Source organism: Trichococcus paludicola, assembly GCF_003052295.1.
GTDB classification, from domain to species: Bacteria; Bacillota; Bacilli; order Lactobacillales; family Aerococcaceae; genus Trichococcus; species Trichococcus paludicola.
On the sequence record NZ_QBLC01000005.1, the window covers coordinates 86391 to 98437 of the forward strand.

Consider the following 12047-nt stretch of genomic DNA (forward strand, 5'->3'; position numbering starts at 1 on the left):
ATGAAAAAGCTATTCCTCGCTTTGATAGGTTGCAGTCTATTGATGATCTATCTGTTTGTCAGTTCTCGCAAGGAAATCACGATTACGTTGGGGATGTTCACAGGCAGCAATTGGGATGTCTACAATGCGGAAAGTTATAAAGTGATCGATGATGCCATTGAAAAATTCGAAAAGGAACATCCTAATGTGACCATCGAATATAAGAGCGGCATTTTGAAACAAGATTATTCAGCCTGGTTAGCTTCCAATATCGCCAGCGGGGACCAACCGGATGTCTTTATGGTTTTATCTGAAGACTTCAATAGGTTATCTTCCTTAGGGGCTTTGATGCCGTTGGATGATGTGATCAAAGCCAACAATGTAAGCACTGATATTTTCTATGAAAGCGCTCTTAATTCGGGCGGTTACCAAAACACGCAATATGCCTTACCCTATGAAATCAACCCGACCATGATGTTTGTCAATCGCGATTTATTGGAAAAGGAAGGCATTACCATACCTGAGGGCAATTGGACGATTGAACAATTTTATCAAATCTGCGCCCAAGTAACGAAAGATACTGATAATGATGGCACGATTGATCAATATGGATCCTATGGTTTCAAATGGCAAGATGCGGTCAACGGTTATGGCATCAGTCTGTTTGATAAGGAGGGTGCATCAAGTAATCTGAATCAAAGCGATGTAAGGGAAGCCTTATCCTATGTTCAAAAACTGAAGGATCTGAACAAAGGCTATCAAGTATCGTCGGAGGATTTCGATAAAGGCAATGTCGCTTTTTACCCGTTGACGTTTGCCCAATATCGGACGTATCAGCCTTACCCTTACCGCGTCAGCAAATATTCTACCTTTAAGTGGAGTTGCTTAGCGATGCCAGGGACAACGGCTAATCAAAAAACTTCTCAAATAGCCACCTCTTTGATAGCCGTGAGTTCCAAAACGACACAGCGGCAATTGGCATTTGAGTTTCTGGAAACCTTAACGATCGACCAAGAGATCCAGCAGGAATTATTTGAAAATTCGCAAGGGGCTTCAGCTTTGAAGAGTGTGATGGCGAGCGACAGCACGAAAGCGTTGCTGGATCAGGATGCCATGAGCAATTATTCCTTAAAACAAGCTGTGTTGGATGATATTATCGAAAATGCGGTCATTGAACCGAAATTCAAAAAGTACAACAATGTCATCGAAAGATGCGATTATTTGATCACGAATGCATTGAATGAAAATCGGATCGAGGATGAGCTGGTCGACATCGAAAGAGAAATTGACAATCAATTGAAATAAGCGGAATGACAAATGTCACCCGGAGGATGAGGTCTGTTAGGCCTGAGTAATCCACTAGATATTGCAATACGAATAGCCCTGCTGCGATAGGAATGTCCTATCGCAGCAGGGCTATTTTTCGGTTCAACAAGAGTCCTGGGGGAACAGTTTTTTAATTATTTCATGTCAAATGTCACATGAATGTGTTGACACTCGACACGATGCAAGCGCTTCAATGGGTGTTATTCTTTAGAGGTTAATTGATATACGCGAAGGAGGAAAATAATTTGAAATATGTGGTTCTGGTAAGCCACGGTGATTTTGCGACGGGCTTAAAGACATCGTTGGATATGCTGGCTGGAAAACGGGATGATGTAATCGCAGTTGGATTGCCTGATGGTAAAACAGCAGATGAGTTTGCTTTGATGTTCAAGGAAGGCATTCAAGCTGTGACTGGGGATGATGAAATCATCTTGCTTGCTGATATTGTAGGCGGTTCACCTTTGACAACTTCATTGAATGTTTTAGCGGATGCAGGCAAACTTGCCAATACAATCACTATCGGCGGCATGAACTTGCCATTGGCTTTAACGGCAGTTTTGATGAAAGACAGCTTGGATAAAGAAACTTTTACTGCTACGGTCGTATCTGAAGCGAAAGAAGCTTTGCAAGAATTCAAATTAGAACAACCAGAAGAAGACGACGAAATTTAGAGGGGGAAAGAAAAATGACAGTATCATTTATTCGGATTGATGATCGTATGATTCACGGGCAAACATGTACGCGTTGGGCAAAAGAGTTCCCTTGTGACGGGTTGGTAGCTGTGAATGATAAGGCGGCTCAGAGCGACGTTCTAAAAGCGGCCTATAAGAGTGCCAGCGGTTTAAAAACGTTCATTTGGACAAATGAGGAATGGCAACAAAAAAATCAAAAAGTATTGGACAGTAAAGATCGATATTTCCTGATCACCAAAGATCCTTTGGACATGAAAAAGATTTTGGTGGATCAAAAATTCAAACCCGGAATCGATACTGTGATCGTAGGTCCGTGCAATGACCGTGAAGGTGCTACGAAATTGGGGAATAACCAATCGATCACACAAGCAGAAGCAGAGGCTTTTGAAGCAATGTATCAAGCTGGTTATAAAATTAAATTTGCCTTACTGCCTGATGTTTCAATCGGAACATGGGAAAACTTCAGAAGCAAATTTGGTTTTAAATAAAAAAACAAAAGGGGAGAAGAAATTATGACAATTAGTTGGATTCAAGCAGCTATGCTAGGGCTGTTCGCCTGCTTATCAAGTATGCCTGGTTTAGGTGGTACATCATTCGGAAATTATACATTAGGTCGTCCTTTAATCGGTGGTTTAGTTTCAGGTATTATTTTAGGAGATATCCAAACGGGTATTTTAGTCGGCGCAGCAATGCAAATCGTGTACATCGCATTGGTCACTCCTGGTGGAACAGTTTCAGCTGACGTTCGAGCAGTCAGTTATATCGGTATTCCGCTTGCGATGGTAGCTTTAAAAAGCTATGGTTTGACGGCTCTTAGCATAGAAGGTGCAGCATTAGCTACGTCATTCGGTACAATGGTCGGTACATTGGGTACCGTATTATTTTACGGAACTGCAACAGCTAACCTCGCATGGCAACACATCGGTTGGAAAGCGGTGGAAAAAGGTGAATTCCATAAGTTATATACAGTCAACATGGGCTTGCCTTGGATTTCCCATTTCTTCTTCTCATTTATCCCAACCTTGATCATGTGTAAATTGGGAGCTGATGTTGTAGAGGTAATCAAAACAACCTTACCGATGGATGGTTTGGCAATGAAAACCTTATTCACAGTCGGATCCTTGCTTCCTTGCGTCGGTATTGCGATTCTATTGAAACAAATCGTTACGAAAGCAGTAGACTTTATTCCCTTCTTCTTCGGCTTTACTTTGGCTGCGTCATTAGGGATCAACTTAGTTTCAGCGACAGTGGTTGCGGCTATGTTTGCATTAATCAACTATCGTATCAAACTGCTGTCATTGCAAAGAATGGTATCAGTGAGCGGCGACGAAGAGGAGGACATTTAAGATGGCTAAGGAATTAAGCAAAAAAACATTAAATAAATCTTTCCACAATTGGTATTACGGAAACTTGACATGTTTCTCTCAAGAACATATGCAAACATTTGGATATCTATGTTCGATGTTGCCAATCGTTGAAGAACTTTATGATAAAAAAGAAGATCAAGAAAGATCGATGAAAACCTATACTGCCTTCTTCAATACTGAACCACAAATCGGTACAGTGGTAGTCGGTATTACAGCTGGGTTGGAAGTCGCTCGTGCCAATGGGGCAGCGGATGTTGATGACGAAACAATCAATGGTTTACGTGCTGGTCTGATGGGTCCTTTGGCGGGTATCGGTGATTCCCTGATCGTTGGAACTCTGATTCCGATTCTATTAGGTATCGCACTGGGATTATCTACTGATGGTTCACCGTTAGGCGCAATCTTCTACATAATCGTGTGGAACATCATTGCCTACTTGGGAATGAAATTTCTTTACTTCAAAGGATTTGAAGTAGGCGGTAAAGCTGTCGATTTCTTGGTAGGACCACAAGGTTTGGCATTACGTGAATCGATTACTTTATTAGGCGGAATGGTCATTGGGGCTGTTGCTGCTACTTGGGTAAGTGTTAAAACTTCGTTCGTCTTAGTTGGATCGGATGGCAATAGCCTCTTGACGCTGCAAGACAAATTCGATTCCGTATACCCTGGATTATTGACTGCTCTGTTTGTGGTAGGCTGCTGGTATTTGCTTTCCAAAAAGAATATGTCACCAATCAAAGTAATGTTGATTTTGGTAGTCGTTGCCTTTGTCGGAGTTTTGGTCGGATTCTTCAACCCAGGATTGACTTATTAATATTAAGAAATATTGTGGGGCCGTCTCTTTGCGAGGCGGCTCTTTTTTCGGAGCAGAGCAGAGGAGATGTGTCTGGTAGCCGGAGGAGCGCGGTTTGAAACGGTCGTCAACTCCGGTTAAGCTTCGCTCCCCGGAGGACAGCGGTAACTTTCGTCCCCATCTTCGACTAAGCTGGCCTTATCGGAGAAGAAAGACGAAATGTTGGGTGACCTCCGGCGAGGCCTGCGTTCACCGGAGGACAGACCGTGAGCAAATCGTGAGCAAATCATAGACTAGGGGTGAAAAATTCAGTACTTGGACCGATGCCTTTGCGCGCAGCAGGGATTATAATGAAAGGGAAAGAGAGGGGAAGGATCATGAATTTCTTAATGAATCTGATTTGGTTTGTATTGGGTGGTTTCATCAGTTTTATTTCTTGGATCGTTATCGGAATCCTATGGTGCCTGACCATCGTCGGGATTCCTATCGGTATGCAATGCTTCAAGTTCGCAGTGATGGCGGCAGTGCCGTTCGGCAGGGAAATCCGCATCAGCGAAAGCGGCACATCGTTTATATTCAACATTATCTGGATGGTGTTGGGCGGATTGGCGTTGGCAGCCGAAGAAGTCATTATGGGCGTCATCTTCTGCATGACAATCGTTGGCATTCCGTTTGGGCTGCAGCACTTCAAGCATGCCAAGTTGGCATTGATGCCGTTCGGAGCGGAAATCTATCGGGTTGCGTAATCTGCAATATCATTGTTGGATAAGTACGCTACCGAAGACTCTATTTTAAAAAGCAATGAGGTCCTTTGTTCCCAGTCAATCACTGGGAACAGAGGACCTCATTTTTAGGGCTCAATGCACTAATTAATTTTGCGTAATTCCATTAACGATTTGAGTCAAAGCCTCATTGATTGGGGTTGCTGGACGACCAAGGAGTTTTTCGAAATCATTGCTCTCAACATCCAATGAACCTTCGCGGATGCTTCTTTGGATTTCAACAAGGATAGGGATAACGAAATCCGGCACACCAGCCTCCTGCATAATATCAGCATAAGTAGCGTCATCAACTTGTTGTACAATGACTTCTTTGCCCAATACACTTCCGAGAGCTGCTGCTATTTCTTCCTGAGTCAATACCTTGCCAGAAAGCTCGTAGATTGTATTTTCGTGCCCGTCACCGGAAAGTACAGCAGCCGCAGCCTCTGCATAATCTTGTTGAAGTGCCCAGCCTACCTTGCCGTTTGCTGCTGATGTGACCCATGGAGCTCCTGCCAGGACGCCTTGAATACTTGAAATTTCATTCCCCAAGTACCAGTTGTTGCGCAAGAAGGAGTAGGGGATCCCCGTTTTCAAAATCGCTTCTTCGGTGGCCTGGTGCGTTGGCGCGAATAAGTTTTTGCTTTCTTTGGCATTCGCTAAACTGGTATACGCAATGAAACCGACGCCGGCGCGTTCTGCCGCAGCTACTGCAGCGGCGTGCTGACGAATTCTTGTTTCGTTATCCCCATCCGCAGAAACAAGCAACAAACGATCAACACCTGCAAAAGCAGCATCCAATGTTTCTGGATGATCAAAATCCCCTTGGCGGACTTCCACTCCACGAGCCTTTAATTCTTCCGCTTTCTCTGGGTTACGAACACTGACAGCCAGTTGATTGGCTGGTACAGTCTTCAAAAGCGTTTCTACAACCTTCGTACCGAATTTTCCTGTTGCTCCCGTTACTAATAATTTCATGCTGCATCTCTCCAATTCTTTTGTTTACTTATTTAATGTAAACTAATAGTATAGTACTAGACAGATTTTTGGAAGTAGGCACTTTTTTATAACCTAGTCACAAAAACAGTACCATCAGGAACGGGAGGCATTTATTATGGCAAGAAGTCGGTTTGGTGAACCTGTAGGGGAGCAAATAGAAGTTTGCCCCGTTACGCAAACGCAGGACATCATTGCAGGGAAATGGAAAATCATCATATTATGGAATTTAAGCACGCAGACGAGAAGGTTTAATGAACTTCAACGGTTGTTGCCGAATATTTCAAAAGGGATATTAACAAGGCAATTGAGAGAATTGGAAGAAGACCGGATGGTTCACAGAGAAGTCTATAAGGAAGTTCCGCCGAAAGTAGAATATTCCTTAACACCTTTGGGGCAAAGTTTTATCCCTATTCTGAATAGTATGGGCGAGTGGAGTAAAAAAAATTTGGTGAGCAAGTAAAACTCCGCGGTGATGGCGGCAATACCATTCAGAGCGGAAATCTATCGGGTTGCGTAACAGCTGAAGGCAGGATTTGGCGGTTGTGATTATGTAAAAATATTTATCGGTTTCTAGCGGGAATTGATTGTCTGTGGTGGATCCGGTGTTTTCGGACTTGCTGCAGACGGATCAGTTCCCGTTTTTTTGGATTGGATGTAAATAGATGACATATCTTAATAGAGGTAGCTTTTTGGCGTAGGAATTGGTCGTGCGGTGCATCCGTTTTGCAAATGATAACGAAATCATTTTCGAATTGGATAAACAAATAAAGTCAATTGGCGGCCAGTTGGATACCTGATTGTAAAATAATTGACTCCCTAAGCCATCCGTTGACAATGCCCTATTTCTTGCGTATCCTTTGAACTAATTTTAAGCTTAAGGCAACTGAGGCAGAAATGCAGACGAAAGGGATGGAGATATGAAAGCGGTACTATTTGATTTGGATGGTGTGGTCACCGATACGGCGAAGTTTCATTTTTTGGCTTGGCGCGACTTGGGAGCGGAGCTGGACATTGAAGTGGATGAGGCTTTCAACGAGGAGCTGAAAGGGGTAAGCCGCATCGATTCGCTGGAGCGCATATTGACGCAAGGCGGGGTTGCGGATAAATATTCCTCAGCCGAAAAAGATGAATTATGCGTCAAAAAGAATACCCATTATTTGGAATTGATTAAGGAAATGACGCCGGATGATATTTTGCCGGGCATCATTCCGCTGTTGGAGGAACTGAAAGCTGCCGGCATAAAAATGATCGTGACTTCCGCAAGCAAGAATGCTCCAGGAATCCTTGATCTGTTGCAGGTGCGTGCTTATTTTGATGGCATCGTCGATCCCGCAACTGTTAAGGCTGGCAAACCGGCTCCGGACATTTTTCTGGCGGGCGCCCAACTTGCGGGTGTTGATCCGGTCGATTGTGTAGGAGTCGAAGATGCGGCTTCAGGCGTTGAAGCGATCAAAGCTGCCGGCATCGTGGCGGTAGCGGTTGGCGATGAACAGGTTTTGGCTCTGGCTGACCGTGTGCTGCCGAGCACTGCGGATTTGTCGCTCGCGGTTTTGCAGGAAGCATGGGCGAAAAGCCACAAATAACGGATCAGAACTTCTAAGAGATCGATAAAAGTGGACTTGCCAGGCGGCAAGTCTATTTTTGTTGTCGTTTTTTTGGGGCGGATTTGCTGGGATGGCTTCGCCGGAGCAGACGCGAGCGGAATTCTTTCACCTCCGACGAGCCCCTGTTCGTCGGAGGACAGCATCTGACCACGCATCCAGCCCCGACCAACATTCGCTCGCAGGAGGAGAGCAGATTACCGTAACCGCACCTCCGTTGAGAAGGGCGCTCACCGGAGAAAAGCACCAGTTCCCGCGGATACCTTAAAAAATGTCGGATATACACTATCAAATGGCATGGCATCTGTTGCGGGATATGATTAAACTGTAAAGTGAGAGTGGGGATACCCACAAATGAAAGCGTATACTGGAGAGGGTGGATGAAATGATAGAGAAAAAATTTAATGACAAGTGGATATTCTGGGAGGACAAGAACTCCTTTGCGTTGGTATGGAATGTGCCGGAAACAGCCAAGGAAATCACGGTACCGCATGATGCGATGTTCGAAAAGAAGGCACATGCGGACAGTCTGAACGGCGGTAACACAGGCTATTACGACGGCGGATTTTATAACTATGTGAAGACGCTCCATGCTCCGGTTGATTACAAGGAAAAGACGGTCATCCTGAAGTTTGAAGGTGTGTATATGAACGCCATGGTGTACATAAACGGCGAGTTGGCCGGTAAAAATATGTTCGGGTATTCAACTTTTTATGTGCGGCTGAATGATTTTCTCCGCTACGGAGAAGAAAATGAAATCCGTGTCCAAGTCCGCAATGGCGCGATGACAAACAGCCGCTGGTATTCGGGCGGGGGAATCTATCGGGATGTCTACCTGCTTGTGTCGGATGTGACGCATCTGGTTCCAGAAGGGGTCCAGATCAAAACGGCAGAAGCCGATGAAACGTTGGCAGTGCTGGATATTGCGACAGAAGTGAAGACACGGAAGTATGCGCCAAGCCGCGTCGTGTTGGAAACCGTGATCCGCGATGCGGAAGGCAATGAAGTGGCGAAAGAACGCTCGCCTTTTGTGTTGTTTGAGCAAGAGGAACGCATCATCAAACAGCGCGTGACAGTGGATAACCCGGAGCGTTGGTCGGACGAAAATCCGAGCCTGTATACATGCGAAAGCAATCTGTACGTGGATGGGGAATTGGCGGATGAAGCCGAGACGACTTTCGGTATCCGGACGTTGCAGGTGGATGCGAAGCGCGGTTTGCGTGTGAATGGTGAAACAGTGAAACTCCGCGGCGCCTGCATCCATCACGACAGCGGTCTGCTTGGTGCAGCCACTTACGAGGATGCCCAATTCCGTCAAATCAAACGGCTGAAGGAAGCTGGTTTCAATGCAGTCCGGATGTCCCATCACCCGATGGCGCCTGCGATGCTGCGTGCCTGCGACCTTTTAGGCATGTACGTGATGGACGAAACATTCGACATGTGGAACCGGATGAAATCCGACTACGATTACGGCCTTTATTTCCAGGAATGGTGGGAAAAAGATGTCACAGCGATGGTCCGCAAGGATTTCAATCATCCAGCCGTCATCCTTTATTCGGTCGGCAATGAAATACCGGAAATCGGGACCCCGCATGGAGCGAAAGTATGCCACGAACTGTGCGCCAAGATCAAAGAATTGGACGATACCCGCTTCACGTTGGCGGGCATCAATGGCGTCTTTGCGGCCGGTGATAAAGTCGATCAGATCGTGAGCGACGTTGTTTCCGATCTGCAACAGTCAGGCGAAATCGAAGGCAATGTCAATGATTTCATGACGCTGATGGATGGCCATCTGGACGATATCGTTGTGCATCCGGCCATCTCGGAACGTTTGGAAACGGCCTGCAGTCCGATGGATATCGCGGGCTACAACTATATGACTGCCCGTTATGAAGGGGACAGCAAAGCTTATCCGAACCGCATCATGGTCGGCAGCGAAACGTACCCGCCTGAAATCGCCCGCAACTGGGACTTGGTTGAAAAACTGCCGCAAGTGATCGGCGATTTCACTTGGACCGGCTGGGATTATCTGGGGGAAGCTGGCGTCGGCGTGCCTGCTTATCAGTGGGGTGAAGGCGGCTTTGGGGCCAAGTTCCCTTGTCAATTGGCTTATGTCGGTGATTTCGACATCACCGGCATCCGCCGCCCGCTCTCCTATTTTCGCGAAATCGTTTTTGGGCTGCGGAAAAATCCGTATATCACCGTCCAAAATCCTCACCGATACGGCGAACATCTGATCAAAACGCCATGGATCATGAGCGATAACGTGTCGAGCTGGACTTGGAGCGGCTGCGAGTGGAACCCGGTGATCGTGGAAGTGTATGCGCCGGGGACGGAAATCGAACTGTTCCGCAACGGGGAATCGCTGGGCAAACAAGCTTCCGGCAAAGCTGTAGGCTATCGTGCGCTTTTCGAAACCACTTATGAGCCAGGCACCCTGACAGCTGTCGCTTACGAAAACGGTCTAGAGATCGGCCGGATGGACTTGACGACAGCCGGCGAGGACTGCAAGTTTGTCTTTGGCGCCGAGGAAATCATGGATGAACTCATCTATGTCCCGGTTGCCTATCGTGACGCGGCAGGAAATTTGGCCGCGGATGCTGATCAGACGATCCGCTTGGCGGTTTCCGGTGACGCGGAGCTCGTCGGCTTTGGCAACGGCAATCCGAAACCGGAATCCCATCCTGATAAGCATGTGACGCAAACGTTCCTTGGCCGTGCGATGATCATCCTCAAAAAGACTGCCGATGCAGAAAACATCTTCTTGACCCTTACTGATGAGAACGGCGTTGCAGAATCGCTGAAACTGTTGCTAGCTGATTTGGAATTGGATCAACAAGCACTGCGCGTTTCGGAAAGGGTGAAGCTATGATCCGGAATCCGATTCTGCCGGGTTTTTACCCGGATCCGTCGATTTGCCGGGTCGAAGATGATTTTTATCTCGTCACTTCCAGTTTCAGTTACTTTCCGGGCGTGCCGATCTTCCACAGCAAGGATTTGGAGCAATGGGAACAAATCGGGCACGTGCTTGATCGGCCTGAACAGTTGCCGCTGACGCATGAAATGATCTCGGCCGGCATTTTTGCCCCGACAATCCGTTATCATGACGGCACGTTTTATATGATCACGACCAATATGAGCATGGGTGTCGTCAATTTTGTCGTGACCGCCACTGATCCTGCCGGGCCTTGGTCGGACATGCACATCATCCAGGGCGCGGACGGCATCGATCCTTCCTTGTTCTGGGATGATGACGGAAAATGCTACTACACAGGGACGACCCGTTTTGATGATGAAGCAGGGTCCAGGCAAGGCATCTGGTGCTCCGAAATCGATCTGGCCACTTTCGAGTTGGTCGGCGAGCGCCACATCATCGGGACCGGGGCCCAGGTAAACGCTGAAGCTCCGGAAGGTCCGCATTTGTACAAGAAAGACGACTATTACTATTTGATGATCGCGGAAGGTGGGACGGAACATTTCCATGCCGTCACGATCAGCCGCAGCCAATCCATTTTCGGGGAATATGAGAACCACCAAGGGAATCCGATCCTCACTCATCGCCACCTCGGGAAAGGCTATCCGATCTGGAATGTGGGCCATGGGGATTTGGTCGAATTGCAAAATGGCGATTGGTATATGGTTTGCCTCGGTTCACGCTTGAGTGAGGGGCAACATAAACTGTTGGGCCGCGAAACCTTTCTCGTTCCAGTCGTGTGGGAAGATGGCTGGCCCGTCGTCAGCAAAGGCACAGGCAAATTGGAGTGGAGCTATCCATCCCCGGGCCTGCCGAGTTGGCAACCGGTTGGGCACGCAGTCAATGATTTCAAGGAGCCTGTCGTCGAGAGGTTTGAAGAAGAACTCGGTTTTGAGTGGAACTTTTTGGGCACGCCCCGGGAAGATTTCGCCAAGGTTGATGCGGGCCGTTTGCGCTTGAAACTGTTGAAGAATGCGCTGGTCCCATGGGAATTCGACAATACGGACGGGAGCGTCTTCAGCCGCATCTCGAAGATCGGCAAAACGAAAGAGAATATCAGCTTCGTCGGCAGACGCCAACAGCACCTGGATTTCCAGGCAACGGTCACGGTCCGTTTTTCGCCGGAGGAAAACGAAACGGCGGGCATCGTCGTCCTGCAGAACGACGCGAACCAATTGCGTCTGGAAATCGCGAAAGGTCAAGAGGGCAATCCGGTCGTGCGTTGTATCCTGGTTATTTCGCATTGTGATCAAGCCGGCATCCAGCACTTCACCGAAGCGCAGCTGGGCGAAGTCGTTGCGGCTCCGACGCAATCGGAATTTACGCTGCAAGTGAAAGCAAACGGCTCGCGCTACAGCTTCTCCGCAGGGCCAGCCGCAGACGAAATGCAGTCGGTTGCGGATGAGGTGGACGGATCCTTCCTGGGTTCGGAAACAGCGGGCGGCTTTGTAGGTGTCTATATCGGTATGTTTGCTTCCGGAAACGGGCAAACGAAGGAAAAGTATGCAGATTTCGAGACCTTCATTTATGAGGGATTCGAATGAGAAGGAGATTG

At 47.4% G+C, this 12047-nt stretch carries 11 protein-coding genes; 10 read left to right on the forward strand and 1 reads right to left on the reverse strand.

Annotation, left to right across the window (positions count from 1 at the left end; genetic code table 11):
* From C7R56_RS08415 to C7R56_RS08440, 6 genes are all read left to right on the forward strand, one after another.
* Positions 1 to 1284, forward strand: coding sequence for an ABC transporter substrate-binding protein (locus C7R56_RS08415; protein WP_234402615.1), 1284 nt, complete (start codon positions 1 to 3; stop codon positions 1282 to 1284).
* Positions 1285 to 1550: 266 nt separating this feature from the next.
* On the forward strand, positions 1551 to 1976 hold the full coding sequence (locus C7R56_RS08420) for a PTS sugar transporter subunit IIA (RefSeq protein ID WP_107996094.1): 426 nt from the start codon (positions 1551 to 1553) through the stop codon (positions 1974 to 1976).
* A gap of 14 nt (positions 1977 to 1990) precedes the next feature.
* A complete protein-coding gene (locus C7R56_RS08425) occupies positions 1991 to 2485 on the forward strand; it encodes a PTS system mannose/fructose/N-acetylgalactosamine-transporter subunit IIB (RefSeq protein ID WP_086629849.1) in 495 nt (164 codons plus the stop codon).
* 24 nt (positions 2486 to 2509) lie between these two features.
* The gene (locus C7R56_RS08430) at positions 2510 to 3343 is read left to right on the forward strand and encodes a PTS mannose/fructose/sorbose/N-acetylgalactosamine transporter subunit IIC (protein WP_086629850.1); all 834 of its coding nucleotides are present in this window, start codon (positions 2510 to 2512) and stop codon (positions 3341 to 3343) included.
* Between the two features lies 1 nt (position 3344).
* Positions 3345 to 4178 carry a PTS system mannose/fructose/sorbose family transporter subunit IID gene (locus tag C7R56_RS08435; RefSeq protein ID WP_107996095.1) on the forward strand — a complete coding sequence of 278 codons (834 nt, stop codon included), beginning with the start codon at positions 3345 to 3347 and terminating at the stop codon, positions 4176 to 4178.
* A gap of 356 nt (positions 4179 to 4534) precedes the next feature.
* Positions 4535 to 4903 (forward strand): YccF domain-containing protein, encoded by a 369-nt coding sequence (locus tag C7R56_RS08440; protein WP_106450137.1) that lies wholly within the window; start codon positions 4535 to 4537, stop codon positions 4901 to 4903.
* A gap of 123 nt (positions 4904 to 5026) precedes the next feature.
* Here C7R56_RS08440 and C7R56_RS08445 read toward each other — a convergent pair whose 3' ends face one another.
* Positions 5027 to 5896, reverse strand: a complete 870-nt coding sequence (locus C7R56_RS08445; RefSeq protein ID WP_107996096.1) for an SDR family oxidoreductase — start codon at positions 5894 to 5896, stop codon at positions 5027 to 5029.
* A gap of 136 nt (positions 5897 to 6032) precedes the next feature.
* Here C7R56_RS08445 and C7R56_RS08450 point away from each other — a divergent pair, with 136 nt between their 5' ends.
* The 4 genes from C7R56_RS08450 (at position 6033) to C7R56_RS08465 (ending at position 12036) form a co-directional block, all read left to right on the forward strand.
* Positions 6033 to 6377 (forward strand): winged helix-turn-helix transcriptional regulator, encoded by a 345-nt coding sequence (locus tag C7R56_RS08450; RefSeq protein ID WP_199903014.1) that lies wholly within the window; start codon positions 6033 to 6035, stop codon positions 6375 to 6377.
* Positions 6378 to 6834: 457 nt separating this feature from the next.
* Positions 6835 to 7500, forward strand: a complete 666-nt coding sequence (gene pgmB / locus C7R56_RS08455) for a beta-phosphoglucomutase (protein ID WP_107996097.1) — start codon at positions 6835 to 6837, stop codon at positions 7498 to 7500.
* Positions 7501 to 7903: 403 nt separating this feature from the next.
* Positions 7904 to 10390 carry a glycoside hydrolase family 2 TIM barrel-domain containing protein gene (locus tag C7R56_RS08460; protein WP_107996098.1) on the forward strand — a complete coding sequence of 829 codons (2487 nt, stop codon included), beginning with the start codon at positions 7904 to 7906 and terminating at the stop codon, positions 10388 to 10390.
* A complete protein-coding gene (locus C7R56_RS08465) occupies positions 10387 to 12036 on the forward strand; it encodes a glycoside hydrolase family 43 protein (protein ID WP_107996099.1) in 1650 nt (549 codons plus the stop codon). Before C7R56_RS08460 ends, C7R56_RS08465 begins: the two co-directional genes overlap by 4 nt.
* Positions 12037 to 12047: the final 11 nt, after the last annotated feature.